We start from the raw sequence: 15,702 nt of genomic DNA, 5'->3' as shown, positions 1-15,702 counted from the left end.
CCTAAACGAATAGAAATATATTTTTTAGTACGTTGAACGTAATGAATACTACGCTACTGCCACTTCACAGTGGAATCGCTCCACTTTCCGTCGATCGTCTCGATGCCGACGCCCGCACCGCCGCCGCGGCCTTCGTGGCGGCGGGCACGGCGGCCAATACCGTGCGCAGCTACCGCAGCGCCCTCGCCTACTGGGCCGGTTGGCTGCAGCTGCGCTACCACCGCCATCTAGAAGACAGCGCTCTGCCGGAGGCGGTGGCGGTGCAGTTCATCCTTGATCATCTGGCGCGCCCGGCAGACGGTGACTGGGTTCACTTACTGCCGCCGGAGCAGGATGCCGCGCTGGTCGACGCGGGCGTCAAGGCCAAACTCGGCGCCCTGAGCTACAACACGGTGCGCCATCGCCTGGCGGTGCTCGCCAAGTGGCATGACCTGAAGAGCTGGCCGAGCCCGACCGAGACGGTGGCGGTGAAAACGCTGCTGCGCGATGCGCGCAAGGCCCAGGCGCGCCAGGGCGTCAGCGTGCGTAAAAAAACCGCGGCGGTGCGCGAGCCACTGGAGGCGATGTTGGCCACCTGCACCGATGGCGTGCGCGGGCTGCGCGATCGCGCCCTCCTCCTCCTGGCCTGGAGCGGCGGCGGGCGGCGGCGCTCGGAAGTCGTCGGCCTGCAGGTGGGCGATGTGCGTCAGTTGGATGCCGACACCTGGCTCTATGCCCTGGGCGTCACCAAAACCGAGACAGAAGGCATGCGCCGGGAAAAGCCACTGCGTGGCCCCGCGGCACAAGCACTCGCGGCCTGGCTGGCAGTGGCGCCCGCCGCTACGGGGCCGCTGTTTCGGCGGCTCTACCGCGGCGGTCGGGTGGGGACGGCAGGCTTGTCCAGCGACCAGGTCGCGCGCATCGTGCAGCGTCGGGCCAAACTGGCTGGGCTCGAGGGCGACTGGGCGGCGCATAGCCTGAGATCGGGCTTTGTCAGCGAAGCCGGACGCCAGGGCGTACCGCTGGGCGAGGTCATGACCATGACCGAACACCGCTCGGTGCCCACGGTGATGGGCTATTTCCAGGCCGGCACCTTGCTGGGTAGTCGCGCGACTCGCTTGCTTGCTCTGCCGTTGGAAGTGCCTGACTACCCTGAAGAATAGCGTTATTGGCGCAGGAGCCTTGGGACACACAGAGTGAAGATAGGTGCGCAGATGTCGAAAGAGTGAGGTAGATGCACAAGGCGCACAAAAGTTGAGCAGTCGAATTCCCGGTGGCTTGGCTACACTATAAACTCCATATCGCTCGATTGAGGAGTCTCCTGTGGAGAAAGATATTCGGGATATACGCTCGCCACAATATGAACGACCGATATCTGCTGCCACCGAAAAAGCCTATCGACAGGCTCGAGAGCATTTCAAGTCCAATGGCGGCCTTCTTCCAGCAACTGAGCATATGATCCTCAACTACATAGCGGATCTATCAACCACTTATTCTTTCAGTACAATTTCACATCGCATGGCTGCGCTGTCACACTGGCACTATGGTTTTGGATTTCAGGATCCAACCAAAACATCGCGCGTCAGACAGGCCTTGAGTGAGGCCGAGCGGATCTGTCGGGTAGGGGGAAGAAGCCGGCCTCCCTTGGAGTTTCATAATTTCGACAAGATCATGAGTACTCATGAAAGCGTGCTTCAACGAGCAGTCAGCGAAAATAAGAAGGAGCAGTTGCTACGCATGTATCGAGACAAAGCCATGTTCTCGTTAGGTTTCTGGCGTGGATTTAGATCCGGTGATCTTAACTCACTCAAGGTTGAGCAGATACTGATCACACCCGCTGAAGGCATGGTAATTTATAAGGGTAACGCCGACCAAGGGGCTCTTCTCAATATTCCTGCAATGGAACCACATTGCCCCGTTCAGGCAATGGAGCAATGGCTGACCGTGTCAGGCCTCACCTCTGGAATTGTATTCCCTGCAATCAGCCGCTGGGGGACTATTGATAACACAAGGCAATCCAACGTCAATGAGGCTCTTAGAAAGCTAACTAAACAGGCCGAAATAGACATTGACTTTACCAGTCACAGCCTTCGTGTCGGTTTTGCAGAGTGGGCATACAACCAAGGCTGGGGGTTCATGGAGATCATGAACCATGTCGGTTGGGCACCTGCGCTAGCAAAGCTTAGGTATGCCAGGTGAGGCGGGTTGCTCTTCAGGAGCCAAACGTATAATGTTGCGCGACACATTTTTTAATCTAGAGCTTGGCGCTGGGCTATTGATCAGCTCTAAAAAATACTCTCTAAGTGGTGGGGCGTACGCTCTAATACGATTCAGGTGCCACATCCTCGCGTGCGACCCCGCTGGGCCCAGCACCGCACAGTAAAGCCAGTCCGGGCTATCTGCCACCAACAACCCACGCTGCCTACTTGCATCCACGAAATCAGCCCAAGGCGGATAAACATCATCACACCCCAAAATGCATGCAGTCAATCCAAGAGCGATCATTCGCCGATGGGCGCAGGGAGTCTGGGCCGATTGCTCAAGAGACATCTGGAATTGCTCATAATCTACGCGCATTCTTTTTACGGGTTCGTCCAGCGGACCTGGGGATTCTCGACCAAAAACGTGCTGAGCAATCCACTGCACGTAGGGAGTACCCTCAACACTAGGCGTATAGGGGCGAAGCATGGCGCTACAGAGATCCAGCACCACATCGTGTTGTTGTTGATTGATATCCCCGGCTTCTACTGCCGCAAGAATCGGTCTCTGTAGAGACCATGCCATGCCGACCAGCGCCTGAACCTGTCTGCATTGATAATTCACACCCTCTGTCGATAGCTCGCGACTCTCTGCGAGTGCAGGTTGCAGATCTCGGGACTCAAGAAGATAACGACTTGCCGACTTGTTTCGATCTTCGGTTCTGAGCACGCCATATGGGCCTTTGAGAGTAGTCATAGGCACTTTGTGTTCGGGGCAGACAACGTACCATCCGGTAGACCAGTCACGCCGCCACACTGGCACTCTGAATGTCAGGAGATCTCTCTTCACGCACAGCTTGCAGAACGAAGCACGAGCTCGGTGATCTGGTAGCAGCCAGAACGGAGAGGGCTTGGCTTGATTGAGAAAATTACTCGGAAGTGCACCAATTAACTCCTCTACCCTTTCAGCATCTTGCTCACTGTAATTGAAATCAATATCTCCATGTAGCTCTTTTCCGCGAATAAAATCCGACAGCAGCAACCACTTTGCGTTAGCAGCCTCTAGACGCCTATAGACTATCTGCCTGCAAATCCATGATGAAATAGACTCGTCTTCCGCAAAGATCATCATGACGCCTCCTAGAATATGGGCCGTCGCTCCCCCTTCTTTAGAAGATCCATAGTGATCTTTTCTCCACCCTCAAGGATTGCATAAGCGGCTGCATTGCAGATCCGCTTCAGTATCTCGTCAAGAATTCCATCCGTTTCCTTGAGCAAATAATTTATATTGCGACGAGAATATAGCCTGGATGGATATTTCAAGGGCAAAGTAGCCTCAAAACTCGCCAAGAATGACTCAAACTCTTCGCTGGCTTGCCACGGCTTGAGTTTAATCTTCTCAAATCGGCGATCCATCTGTTTCTCATAGCCAATCACGGACTCACTATCAGCAGTACCTAGACCAATGACTGACAGACCAAAAGGCCTGCCAGAGAGCTTTTTCAAGAGCCTAATATTCTTACGAACTTCCGACGCAGAGCATAGAAGCATATCATTTAGCTCGTCTACTGCCAGTGCTTTGATGTTTAGTGATCGAATGGAGGAAAGCAAAGTCTCGTCTGCAAGATTGGGATTATCATAAGCCCCTGCCGTTAATGCACGAACAACCAGCGAGCGAAAGGCCTTGCTATTTTCGGGATTCTCTTCCGCCAAAGTTAGGCAGGCAACACACTTTTCTACACCAGAGCTAAAACCGTATGTTCGAGCTATCCTTTGAAATAACGCCGTTTTCCCTATGCCTGGGTCGCCATACACTAGAACACTAGGCGCTTGAATCTTCTCTGGCATTCTTAGGAAAGTGCCAATCAGTTTCAAAACGTAATCTGCGCTTGGGTAATTAATCCAGACATCTTCATAGATTACGTTCAGTCGGAGACACTCTTCGGCCTCCACAAGATGTCGACGTCCTTCTATAACATGCTCGAAGCTACTCATTTGTCGCTCACTCATGAGAGATCTATATCGTATAGGCTTGGCTTAGGTGAAGAGTCTAAATCAGTATAGTCCTCACTTGTCATACAGGCGTTCTCCGGAACATCAACAGGCAAGATTTCGTGAAAGAACTCGCCTTGCCTCAAGTTCTCACTAGTCTTTCTCGCCTTTTTGGTTGCCAATTTAGCCCGCTCAACCAATTGGCGATTCTTGTTTATCTGATTAATTACCAAACGAGAATAAATTTTTGATTCATGACCCGGATGCTTATTTGCCTCTTCAGAGACCTGCTTTTTGGCAATATTCAGTTCCTCAAGAGTAATATCAGGAAGCGACAAATCTGAATATGGAACCTCTATATATCTACCGCCAGGCACCCATACCCATATTTGTTTAAGCGAGAGCGGATTATACTTTACCTTGCAGCTTCCTGATTTGACGTATGGCGCCAAGGCTGGCGACCAATAATTGAATTTTTTAAATATAATTCCAGACCTGCTTATGCACCGACTCTCCTCCGGCATAAAGTCCAATAAAAATTTCATAGGATCATCCAAGAGTGCAGGATGTGTTAGCACACCACTTTTTGTGAATGCCTCCATCCATTTCTGGTGTGGCGAAACGCCCAGAGCTCTATGTTTTTCATGATGGTATATCTGAATAGCCCTGGCAAACCATAACTTGAACTCCGAGAATGTAAGGCAGGCCTCCTTTTCGCTATCGTAGTCACCTCTTGCCTCGACGTTCGAGAGGGTGGTCCCCGGGAGATAGTGGACATACCCCATAGCGAGTGTTCCATTCAAGCGCTCAATATGTCCGCCCCACCATGGCTTGCCCTTGGGGCGCCATACAAGTTTGATTTGGTTGTCAGCCGCGGCTCTCCTGAATGGCTTAGACTTGAACTCCTTTGCATTGTCCATGTGCAACTCTATAGGTCGCCCATAGTAAGGATGACTTAGGTCCTGATCATCTAGGACGGCAAGCCATTTATTCTTGGGAAGAACAGCATGAGTGAGAGCTATGGCAACACTGTAAGTATTGGGTGCGTGTATTGAAAGGTAATATCCAATGACAACTCGCGTATATACATCGATTATCAAGGTAACCCAAGGCCTGCAGAGAGGCTTTCGGGTTATCTCGTCCACAATAATGCAGTCGATCACCGTGTGATCAATCTGCCATCGGTGTAGAGGGGCATTGGCCTCATTCTTTCCAGGCCTAGCCTGGTGCAGGTCGTTTGCCGCCTTAAGCCCGATCCTTAATTTGTCGAGCTGGAACTGCCCTCTGTCATGCAGGCGCGACTTAACTGTCAAAAATGCTGGCACAGAATACCCTGCGACCTCGCATACGCTCTTTACCGCCTTCCAAACTTTCGCTACACGAGATCCAGGACCGTTCCATTCGCTCTTTATGGCGGCCTCAATAATTTCTTCAACGCGAGGGTCAAGCTGACGACAACCAACGGGCCTTCCGGACTTCTCCCTCAAGTAGCATCTAGGTCCCATGCTTTCATCGAAGCTTCTAATCAACGTATAGACCCTGCTAGAGCTCAGCCTGAGCCTTTTAGATAATTTAGATAGATTTTCTGTCGTTCGCTCACCCTCTAAAAACTTTTTTATCATTTCAAATCGAAACTTTGCTTTCCGCCACTCTTTTTCGCTTATTTCGGATATATCACTTACAGCCTTTTCGCTCCTTCCCTCCGTTGATGAAACTATTGCCAACTCCCCGACAGGCACCGACTGATATTTCTTTTCTTCCTTCACGTAGACCTGTACCAAGTCTGGCCCCAGGGAGGCTTCGTAGGCACATAGCTTTCCGTCCCATAGGACGCCCTGCCCCTTATTCAAAATCTTCATAAGAGCTCGCAAAATAATACATTTTGTAGATTTGCATTAATTAGAGTAAGTCAAGCGCAACTCTCATTAATCGCAATAAATTCATTGGTAATGGGGAGGTTTTTTTGCGGAGTTAGAAATATTTTCTATAAATAACAACAGCTTAGTTGTGCTTGCGGTTAACTGAAATCGACACTAGCCAAATAGAAATGTCCCAAATCGGCGTCTAGGGTTTCCCTCCTGCATCACAGGAGGCACGCCATGACTGCGGCAACTTGCGGATGGGTCACCATGAGCATGCGGGAGCTGGATCGCCTCAAGGTCATCGAGGCAATCATCGAAGGTCGGTTGAAACCTGCCGCTGCGGCGCAGCGTCTGCGCCTGACGACACGTCAGGTGCACCGGCTGGTTCTGCGTTATCGCGAGGACGGCCCAGCCGGCCTAACGTCTCGTCGACGTGGCCAGAACTGGTCGAGTGCCACGACCTTAAGCTGGCCAAGGAAACGGTACGACGGATCATGGTCGATGCCGGCATGTGGGTACCGCACAAGCAACGGCCGCCCAAGGTCTATCAGCCACGCAACCGGCGCGCCTGTTGCGGCGAACTGATCCAGATCGATGGCAGCGATCATCGCTGGTTCGAGGATCGTGGACCGGCCTGCACGCTGCTGGTCTTCATTGATGATGCAACCAGCCAACTGATGCACCTGTATTTCACCGAAGCCGAATCGACCTTTAGCTACTTCACCGCCACCCGCGCCTACCTAGAGCGGCATGGAAAGCCGCTGGCCTTCTACAGCGACAAAGCCAGCGTGTTCCGTAGTAACCACAAGGCGCCTCAGGGCGGCGACGGCTATACCCAGTTCGGCCGAGCGATGTACGAGTTGAACATCGAGAGCATTTGTGCCAACAGCAGCCAGGCCAAAGGTCGTGTGGAGCGTGCGAACCTCACTCTGCAGGATCGCTTGGTCAAGGAGCTGCGGCTTCGCGGAATCAGCAACATGGCCGACGCCAATGCCTTTGCAGCCCACTTTATGGCCAGCTACAACGCGCGTTTTGCCAAGCTGCCGCGATCAGAGCATGACTGCCATCGCCCGCTGCGCAGTGATGAAGATTTGGAGCTGATATTCGCCTGGCGAGAAGCGCGCCGGGTTTCGCAGCGTTTGACCGTGCAGTACGACAAGGTGCTGTATCTGCTAACTGACACTCCGCAGTCCCGTCGCCTGGAGGGCGATTATGTCGAGATCTACCACTACCCAGACGGCCGCATCGAACCCAGGGTGAACGGCACCGCCCTGCCCTTTACCACTTATGACAAGCTCTGCGAGATAGATCAGGGCGCCATCGTCGAGAGCAAGCGCCTGGGTCATGTGCTGCAGGTCGCCCAGCTCGTCCAAGCGCAGCGCGACAGTCGGCGCTCGCAATCGGTACCGGGAAATCCGCGGCAGTCTTTGCGCTTGGCGGGATCCAGGCGCTTTTTGCGGCCACCCAATAGGCCGCGCGCACGTGCCGCCGACAACCCCGCATGAGTGCGCTCACGGATCAGGTTGCGCTCGAACTCGGCCAACGCGGCAAAGAGATGGAAAACCAAACGCCCTCCCGTCGACGTGGTGTCGATGTTCTCCTGCAGGCTCTTCAGACCCACGCCGGCATCCTCCAATTGCTCGACCACGTAGATCAGGTCCTTGATCGAGCGGCCAAGCCGGTCCAGCCGCCAGACCACCACCGTGTCGCCGCGCCGTAGATTGGCGAGAAGCGCGGCAAGGCCGATCCGATCGGCCTTGGCGCCGCTGGCTGTGTCTTCGAACACTCGCTCGCACCCCGCCTTGGCCATCGCATCGCGTTGCAGGTCCAGCAGTTGATCGTCGGTGGAGATGCGCACGTGCCCAATCAGCATGACTTCGTCCAGAAACTCGCGAAAGGGTCAGCATAGGTGAATTTTGAAAGTGGGAACTCGTTACTGGAATAAAGGTATGCGGCTTTCGGGGCCGGCCGAGGTGAACGAGGCTGGCGTCCAGAAAACGTTCGTTTGATGGACGCATACACGAACCTACTGCGCAAAGGGGGCAACTCTGCAGAAGGGGATAGCCTGGGTTGGACCTTCTGGGTCATCAGGATACGGGATATTGCAGTTGATGGTCGTGTATTCCCAGTACGTTGACGTTGATTTTAGAAGTCGGGTTCCAGTGGGCATATACTCCAGCAAGAATGCCTCTGTATATTTTCACAAGCTCAAATCGAGGTAAGAACTATGGCCGATGCACCACCGCCACTGATTGTTAGATACTCAAGCCGCTCAGGAAAACCTGGAGGAGTCTCCATAAATGTATCGAGAGATAGGCAAGATATATTAAATAACTATCCGGCAGGCAATCCTTTCGTTGGCGCCATATACGCCATTGAACAAGATTACAAAGAGAAGAAGAAAAACCTAGAGGTAAATATACAGAAGGAGCTGGATGCGATAGACAGCAAGTATCCACCACTGCCGTCAGGCTTTACACCTGAACAGTGGCTGGAGAGAGCCACTCTTGTTGCCACAGAGCTTCTTAACAAAAAGCGCCCTGAGCTGGACAGTGCTCTAGACATGGTTGAGAGCTCACGTAGTATTGGCAAGTTGGAGGCAAACTATAATGTTATTATTCTTAACGATCAGATCAATAGTCTTCAAGAGCGCTTGAACAAGCTCAATGCTGAAACCGATCGCCGCCGGGCGGAGGCAGAAGCCCAGCGTCAAGCAGAAGCGGAAGCCAAACGCAAAGCCGAAGAAGCGGCACGCCTGGAAGCCCAGCAGGTCACTCAACAGCTCGGTGCCGACTTCAACGCGATCACCGCTCCGACCGCCACCAAGGTCCAGCAGCGTGTGCAAGCCGTGGATACAAGTCTGGCCCAGATTTCCAGCCAGATCAGTAGTGCAGTCGCCTCGGCAACCCAGGCGGTGCAGGTCAAGACAACGCAAGCCCAGCAACAAGCCAACAGCCAGATTTCGACCAGCGCGAACCTGATCAGCGCGGCATTTCGGAATCAGATTGCCTTGGCAGCACAGGCCAGTGGAGAAGCCCAGGTCACGGCTTTCAACACCAAAGTCAACCGGATCGTCAACGAAGCCACGGCGTTTTCGACAGCACGAAAACAAGCGCTGGCTCAGTTTGCGACCAATGCGGCCGCCGAGGTCGAAACCGAGGTCAACAGGCTATCCGCCCAGGTCAAGGCCAGCCCCACCAAGGCGGCTTCGCAAGCTGCACAAGCAACCCTTCGACAGTTCACTGAAAGCACCTATGCCAAAGTGAATACCTTTGCCCAGCAGACCGAAGCAGCGCTGCAGGCTAAGGCAAAAGAGGTCGCAGCAGCGGTAGCCGAAGCACAGCGTGCGGCGACCAACGATCTGCAAAAAACAGCCGATGGAGTACCAGGTCAGATCATCCAGGCTGCGAACACCTTGGCGATGCCAGCTACCTCTGCGCCGCTGATTTCGGTGGCCGGGTTTGGTAGTGCGGCAGTGGAGACGGCTCGCCTGGCGGCTTCCCTAACGAATGCTGTCAATCGTTTGGTTCAGATTGCTGGTAGTGGTCCTGGCGCATACGTTGCCGCCTTCGCGGTGCTGTCGCTGTATTCCGACCAGGCTGGTAAAGACAGTGACAAGGTTCCTGCCGGCGTTCGTAACGCATTGGCACTGGAGGCATCCGCTCTGGGTCTTCCTGGCACGGCTGATTTGCAAAGCGCTGCCAAGGCCGGTGGCACGGTTGATATGCCGGTACGACTCACGAGTGCTGCACAAGAGAGCCCGAGTGGTAAGTCGCAGATTGCCGCGGTGCTGACCGACGGGGCAACTGTCCCCAAAGGCGTGCCTGTTCGTGCCGCGACCCTCAATACTGCGACAGGCCGGTATGAGGTGACGGTTCCCGCAAAGTCCACCGTGCCGAATACACCCCCGCTGACCTTGACCTGGACTCCTGTTACCCCTCCAGGAAGCCAGAACCCCTCAAGCACCACTCCGGTCGTGCCGCAGCCGATTCCGGTGTATGAGGGCGCAACGATCACCCCAGTACAGGCCGAGCCGGAGTCCTATCCGGGAGTGCCGTTGAGCCTGGATGATTTGATCGTGATTTTCCCGGCGGATTCTGGAGTAAAACCTGTTTATGTAATGCTCAGTAGTCCTCTTGATAGTGGTATATTCACGAGAAAGCAGCTGCTTAAGAAATATCAAAGTCATGCCGATGACTTTGGCTTCGCCGGCAGAAATGCAAATAACACCACCTTGACGGAGTTCAGAGATAAAATTCTGGAACACCTTAGCTCACCTTCAACTATCGAAAAAGGTGTTTATCATAGATATCAAGGATCCAAGGTATTTTACAATCCTGACACTAAAATTGTGGTTGTTCTCAAAGAGGATGGAATGTTTTTGTCAGGGTGGTATCTTGAACCAGGAAGCAAACAGGAAAAAAACTACCTTGAGAATGAGGTGCTTTAAATGAGTATGGCACTTATTGATCTTGCAAGAAATTTTTTGGATGGATCGTTAAGCGGAAAGAGTTTCACAAAAAAATTCTTTGAAATGTGGCGTAGCGAAGGTGCGTCAGGATTGCTGAAAAAGGATGATGATAATCTTGGTGCTTGCCTCAGACTTATGTTTGGAATGGCAGATTGCTTCACGGATGGCCCGAAGGATGATGATGGCGAGATAAATGAAGAGGAGCTAAAACAGGAAGTTAGAGAGCTTTTGAAGAAATATAAATATATCTAGCTGATAGTCTTCTATATCCAAAAATACAGATCAGGCGAAGTCAGTTTATAGGCTTCGTCTGCTTCTTAGGGAAACTTCCGAATAAGCCATCAGATTCGGTCCCGGTCGCGTAAAAACGGGTAAACGCACCATTTTTGATACGAGTAGTGGCATTTTCAGCGTTTCGACCGAGCTTCCCGTGTGACCCGCCCGTTTCAGTCGCAGATAATCCTGGTTGGCCACGATGGATTGCAGGTCGGGGCGCTTTCGATTGCTGGTCGCTACAGCTACCCTGGCTGCAGCCTAACCAGTTTGTTCTGAATACCCTTGGAGACAATCACATTATGAGTCGCAGCCGCCGCAAAACGCCCATCGTCGGGCACACGACCTGCCGTAGCGAGCGCGAGGACAAAAAGCTCTGGCATCAGCGCTGGCGAACCGGCGAGCGCACTGCGCTGGCCAGCGCATCGCCGGACGCACTGAGCGCCCATCTGCCGCTGCTGGAGAATCAGGTCAGCAACGTTGGATCAATGGGCAAGGATGGTCGCTCCTACTGGCCCATCAAACGCCAGGACGCTACGGCGGATCGCATCGCCAACCTCAAGGGACGGAGTCCGCAAGAGCGGGCCGCCCTGAAAAAGCGACTGCTGCGTAAGTGGATGAGCAAATGAGTACATCCAGCATCCAGGCACTGGCCAGCACCTGGGCACAACTCGCCAAAGATGTGGGATTCCCAGCCGACTACGACGGCACGTCAACGCCAGAAACACATCGGGCCTGCGGAGTAATCCAAGAGTGGATTCGAGAACACATCGTCGCCACCAACGACATGCGTCTGTTCGGCCTGCTGCACCTACTGGGGCAGGCGTCTCTGCGCATGGAGCAAGTCCTGTGGCCGGAAGACTATGAGCGGATGACCCGCGAGGTCGAGGAAGCCCTGCGGGAAGCCAACGACCCCAGCGCCAAGTTGTACACCCACGAAGAAGTCATGCAGGCGATGCAGGAACGCATCGATCAGACACGAGACAAACGATGTTGATCGGCTGACGGAAATTTCACCGGGTCTAACTTTGGACCCCGAGATGGCGGTTGGTGACACGACTGCTTGCACTACCCTTTCTGAACTTAGCAGAGGTCGAGTTGCCAGTGGCCGGATCATTCCTCTTCAGCAGTCATGCAGTGACATTTCTATTTAGCTGGACGAGAGACATTACTAACTGGCCTTGACATTGACTCACAACGTGCGGGGCGGAGCTGCCATCAGGCACTACAGTGACCCGCGTCCCGAACGCCTCCCGCGGCTGGACCTGCTGCACCTGGAACTGCTGCGATGCCGACTGAGGCTGCATCATGCGCTGAACGATCGAGCGATCCCGAGGATACTGCCTTGGTCAACAAGACCCTGCGCCTCCTGATCGCCGAAAACTGCCATGCTCAGTCGCTGCTCCTCGAACGGATGCTCAACCGGCTGAGCTATCACCGAATCGCAATTGCCACGTCGTCATCCGAGGCCTGCCTGCTGGGACATTGCACCGGGCATCCGTTCGACGTACTGATCTGCAACGCGCGACTTCTCGCCAGCGAACCGCTGGGTGATGCCTCGCTCGCCGGGATCTGTCACAGCGCGCTGGTCTACCGGAGCCAGCATCCATCTACCCACCGAGCGCGCGCCCCTGCCCGTCGCAGCCACCCTGGCACGTCTGCCCGGCGCGCTGGATGCAGCCAGCCTTGGCGCCTTCATGATGCTGATCGATCCCCGGGCCTTGCCACCGAAAAAAACGATACGCAGAGATTGATTCCGGCCCCACTTCGCCGCGTCCCTGGGTGGTGACATGGGGCCGCCGCCCGGTGCTCCTTCCTCGCACTGCAAGAGCGGGCCTTGCGGTCAATCCGACTAGCAAAGTGTCATTTTGACTCCAGAATTTTCAAGTCAAAAGGACACCAAGAAGCCCAACCCATTGATCTGGATCAATAAAAAACCTGGCACAGGAAATGAAAAGCCACTAGCGACTCCTTCCCATTCAGGATTTCCCATGAAACGCGTATCCCTGTTCGTCGCACTGACCCTGGCAACCGCTACTCCCTTTTCCTACGCCACCGAGGTGGTTTCCACGGAGCGTGATCACAGCGTCGGCTACGGTGCCGGCGGCGTCGTCGGGGTCATGGTCGGCGCGGCGCTGGGCGGGCCGTTCGGGGCGATCGCCGGTGCCGCCCTGGGCGCCCTGGGCGGTGGTGCCGTCCAGCAGGCGACGGGCCTGAGCGAGAACGCCTACATCGTACGCCACGCGGACGGCTCGACCGAACGCTTCCGCTCCCCTAACGCAGAGTTCGAGACCGGCGATCCGGTGCAGGTGCAAGGCATCCGTCTCGTGCCGGCCTCGGCCAGCTCCCGGTAGGCCCCGCTTCCATCACCTCACGAGGAACTCCCATGAGTGAATTCAACGAGCGCTTCGCCGTCGTCACCGGCGCCAGCTCCGGCATCGGCCTGCAACTGACCGAGACGCTGCTCGCACAAGGCGCAACGGTCCTGGCGATGGCCAGGCATACGCAGCCGCCGGAAGCGCTGCAGGCGCACCAGGGCGAACGCTTGCACTGGCTGGCGGGCGACGTCACCTGCGAGCGGGACCTGGCTGCCTTGGCCGCGCGCGCCGCATCCATCGGGGCGGTCGATTACCTGGTGCCGAATGCCGGCATCGCCCGGCTCGCCGACGGGCTCGACAGCCAGGCCTTCGAGCAGCAATGGCGGGTCAATGGCGCCGGGGCGCTGAACACCTTCGCCGTGCTCAGCCAGCAGATGCGTACGCCGGCCAGCGTGGTTTTCATCGGCACTTTCCTGACCCAGGTGACCTTCCCCGGCCTCGCCGCCTACATCGCCTCCAAGACCGCGCTGATCGCCCAGGCCAGGACGCTGGCGATGGAGTGGGCGGGCAAAGGCGTGCGGATCAACGTCGTCTCCCCCGGCCCCACCGCCACCCCGATCTGGCATTCGCTGGGGTTGAGCGGCGACCAGGTGGAGTCCGTCACCCGCGACATCAACCTGCGACTGGTCGACGGCCGCTTCCTCAGCCCGCAGGAGATCGTCGATGTCGTGACCTTCCTGCTGTCGACGAAGTCCGCCGGCCTCTATGGCCAGGAGCTGATCGTCGACAAGGGCTACGGACTGCGCTGAAAGCGCTCTTTCCGGCCGTCCCTGGCGGGGCGCCGGCGACTCCAGCGCGGCGCCTGCCGCTTGCGCCTCATCCGCCCCTCCCCGCCAGTCTTCTCCCGGCTTGATTCAGGTCATGTCCCTCCGGCCCCGCCCATAAGCAGCATGCGGGCAGGTCACTGGAGAACCGATCATGCGCGGGATACATCAGCTTCCGCTGCTGCTGGAACGGGGCGGCAGGCATTCGCTGCAACAACAGCTGCTCGAACAGTTGCGCGGCAAGCTGCTCACTGGCGTGTTGCGGCCCGGCCAGCAACTGCCACCGATTCGCGAATTCGCCCGGAGCCTCGGAGTGGCACGCAACACCGTGCTGCAGGTCTACGAGCACCTGAGCGCCGAAGGCTACATCCTCAGCCACGGGACGCGCGGCACCTTCGTCGCCGATCCGCTGCCCGACCGCAGCCTCTCCACCTGCCAGGTACGTCCGCGCCCTGCCGCGCGGAGCGCACCGACGGCCCTCCTGCCGGACATGCGCCAGCCGTTGCCCGAATCCCCGGGGGTCACCGCCACCCGGGAGTGCGTCGAGGCGCCCATCGATTTCAGTCTCGGCTGCCCCTCCGCCGAGCTCTTTCCCCAGGAAACCTGGTTCAAGGCCTCGGCCCGGCAGGCCCGGCGCAACCCGCGCTACCTGACCGACTACGCGCCCTCGGCAGGCGATGCGGGCCTGCGCCAGTGCCTGGTGGAGCATCTGGGTCGGATGCGCGGGATCGGTTGCGACGCAGAAGACATCGTCATCGTCTCGGGTATCCAGGAGGCGCTCAGCCTGATCGTCTCGCTGTTGCCGCAGGACGGACGCCCGGTGGTAGTGGAAAGCCCCGGCTATGCCGGCGCCTGCAACCTGTTCGCCTATCATCGGCGCGAAACGCTGCCGGTGGCGGTGGACGACCAGGGCCTGTGCGTAGCGCATTTGCCCGAACGCGCCTGCGCCCTGGCCTACGTGACGCCCTCGCGGCACTACCCGCTGGGCATGACGCTCTCCCTGGAGCGCCGCCGCACCCTGCTGGCCTGGGCGCAGCGCCAGGGCGCGTACATCCTCGAAGACGACTACGACGGCGACTTCCGCTACCAGCGCGTGCCGTTGCCAGCCCTGAAGGCCTTCGACCACGAGCGGGTGATCTACCTCGGGACCTTCTCCAAGAGCCTCGGCGCGGGCCTGCGCCTGGGCTACGTGGTCTGCCCGCCCGGCCTGCGCGAGGCCATGGTGCGTGCCAAGGCGCTGCTCAATCACGCCTGCCCCTGGCTGCCGCAGGTAGTCCTCGCCGACTTCCTTCGCTGCGGTGCCTATGCCGCGCACTTGAGGCTCATCCGTGGCGAGTACCGGCGCCGGCGCGACTGCCTGATCGCGGCGCTCGAGCGCCTGTTTCCGGGCAGCGCCTTCAGCGGCGTGGACTGCGGCATGCACCTGTGCTGGCAACTGCCCCCCGGCCTGCCCTCGGCGCATGCCCTGGCGCGGGCCTGCGCCGAGGAAGGCATCCGCGTCTATACGCTCGACCAGGCCGCCGCCGTCTTCCCCAAGGAGGGCCTGGCGAGCGAACGCCTGTTGCTGCTTGGCTACGCCGCGCTTTCGCTGCAGCACATCGCCTGCGGCATCCAGCGGATCGCCCGGATCGCCGCGCACCTCGAACGCCAGGCCGGCAACCACCCTTCCCCGCCCAGCGCCCCGTCCCGCGCCTGTACCCCTGAACCGGGCGCACCTTGTACCCATGGCCTCCCGCATGACGCCGCTACCCTGCCGGACAGTCCATAGCACAAGGTAACCGCGCC

At 56.8% G+C, this 15,702-nt stretch carries 14 protein-coding genes and 2 pseudogenes; 12 read left to right on the top strand and 4 right to left on the bottom strand.

The window, feature by feature from the left end:
* Positions 1–41 precede the first annotated feature (41 nt).
* Entirely contained in the window at positions 42–1,142 is a 1,101-nt protein-coding gene (locus tag PSPA7_RS14485; RefSeq protein ID WP_012075809.1) for a tyrosine-type recombinase/integrase, read from the top strand.
* Between the two features lie 160 nt (positions 1,143–1,302).
* Complete coding sequence (locus PSPA7_RS31130; RefSeq protein WP_012075808.1) at positions 1,303–2,178, top strand: tyrosine-type recombinase/integrase; 876 nt, start codon at positions 1,303–1,305, stop codon at positions 2,176–2,178.
* Here PSPA7_RS31130 and PSPA7_RS31125 read toward each other — a convergent pair.
* The 3 genes from PSPA7_RS31125 to PSPA7_RS31115 are packed head-to-tail and all read right to left on the bottom strand — an operon-like array spanning position 2,152 to position 6,028.
* On the bottom strand, positions 2,152–3,309 hold the full coding sequence (locus PSPA7_RS31125) for a TniQ family protein (RefSeq protein ID WP_071535376.1): 1,158 nt from the start codon (positions 3,307–3,309) through the stop codon (positions 2,152–2,154). The genes PSPA7_RS31130 and PSPA7_RS31125 overlap by 27 nt on opposite strands.
* Before the next feature lie 8 nt (positions 3,310–3,317).
* On the bottom strand, positions 3,318–4,172 hold the full coding sequence (locus PSPA7_RS31120; RefSeq protein WP_161440562.1) for a TniB family NTP-binding protein: 855 nt from the start codon (positions 4,170–4,172) through the stop codon (positions 3,318–3,320).
* Between the two features lie 11 nt (positions 4,173–4,183).
* Complete coding sequence (locus tag PSPA7_RS31115; RefSeq protein ID WP_012075806.1) at positions 4,184–6,028, bottom strand: TnsB C-terminal domain-containing protein; 1,845 nt, start codon at positions 6,026–6,028, stop codon at positions 4,184–4,186.
* 240 nt (positions 6,029–6,268) lie between these two features.
* On the opposite strand from PSPA7_RS31115, the gene PSPA7_RS33030 reads away from it, so the two are divergent.
* Complete coding sequence (locus PSPA7_RS33030) at positions 6,269–6,616, top strand: helix-turn-helix domain-containing protein (RefSeq protein WP_374119555.1); 348 nt, start codon at positions 6,269–6,271, stop codon at positions 6,614–6,616.
* Positions 6,526–7,260: pseudogene (locus tag PSPA7_RS33025) on the top strand (ISNCY family transposase); the annotation flags it as partial. The gene PSPA7_RS33030 and the pseudogene PSPA7_RS33025, both read left to right, overlap by 91 nt.
* A 113-nt stretch (positions 7,261–7,373) precedes the next feature.
* Here the strand turns inward: PSPA7_RS33025 and PSPA7_RS14465 are convergent.
* The gene (locus tag PSPA7_RS14465) at positions 7,374–7,904 is read right to left on the bottom strand and encodes a recombinase family protein (protein ID WP_374119554.1); all 531 of its coding nucleotides are present in this window, start codon (positions 7,902–7,904) and stop codon (positions 7,374–7,376) included.
* Positions 7,905–8,258: 354 nt separating this feature from the next.
* Between PSPA7_RS14465 and PSPA7_RS14460 the strand changes: the two are divergent.
* From PSPA7_RS14460 to pdxR, 8 genes and pseudogenes are all read left to right on the top strand, one after another.
* Positions 8,259–10,373 (top strand): annotated as a pseudogene (locus tag PSPA7_RS14460) (S-type pyocin domain-containing protein); the annotation flags it as partial.
* Positions 10,374–10,481: 108 nt separating this feature from the next.
* Complete coding sequence (locus tag PSPA7_RS14455) at positions 10,482–10,754, top strand: colicin immunity domain-containing protein (RefSeq protein WP_012075803.1); 273 nt, start codon at positions 10,482–10,484, stop codon at positions 10,752–10,754.
* 323 nt (positions 10,755–11,077) lie between these two features.
* Positions 11,078–11,404, top strand: a complete 327-nt coding sequence (locus PSPA7_RS14450; protein ID WP_012075802.1) for a hypothetical protein — start codon at positions 11,078–11,080, stop codon at positions 11,402–11,404.
* Positions 11,401–11,772, top strand: coding sequence for a hypothetical protein (locus PSPA7_RS14445; protein ID WP_012075801.1), 372 nt, complete (start codon positions 11,401–11,403; stop codon positions 11,770–11,772). Before PSPA7_RS14450 ends, PSPA7_RS14445 begins: the two co-directional genes overlap by 4 nt.
* A 348-nt stretch (positions 11,773–12,120) precedes the next feature.
* Positions 12,121–12,564, top strand: coding sequence for a hypothetical protein (locus PSPA7_RS32095; RefSeq protein WP_138009460.1), 444 nt, complete (start codon positions 12,121–12,123; stop codon positions 12,562–12,564).
* Between the two features lie 202 nt (positions 12,565–12,766).
* Positions 12,767–13,129: a YMGG-like glycine zipper-containing protein gene (locus PSPA7_RS14435; protein WP_012075800.1), complete on the top strand. Its 363-nt coding sequence runs from the start codon at positions 12,767–12,769 to the stop codon at positions 13,127–13,129.
* 32 nt (positions 13,130–13,161) lie between these two features.
* Positions 13,162–13,902 (top strand): SDR family NAD(P)-dependent oxidoreductase, encoded by a 741-nt coding sequence (locus PSPA7_RS14430; protein ID WP_012075799.1) that lies wholly within the window; start codon positions 13,162–13,164, stop codon positions 13,900–13,902.
* A gap of 169 nt (positions 13,903–14,071) precedes the next feature.
* Positions 14,072–15,685 carry a MocR-like pyridoxine biosynthesis transcription factor PdxR gene (pdxR, locus tag PSPA7_RS14425; protein ID WP_012075797.1) on the top strand — a complete coding sequence of 538 codons (1,614 nt, stop codon included), beginning with the start codon at positions 14,072–14,074 and terminating at the stop codon, positions 15,683–15,685.
* Positions 15,686–15,702: the final 17 nt, after the last annotated feature.

It is taken from the genome of Pseudomonas paraeruginosa PA7 (assembly GCF_000017205.1).
Taxonomy (GTDB): domain Bacteria; phylum Pseudomonadota; class Gammaproteobacteria; order Pseudomonadales; family Pseudomonadaceae; genus Pseudomonas; species Pseudomonas paraeruginosa.
The sequence above is the reverse complement of the archived record's forward strand: the minus strand, read 5'-3'. Positions and strand labels throughout refer to the sequence as shown.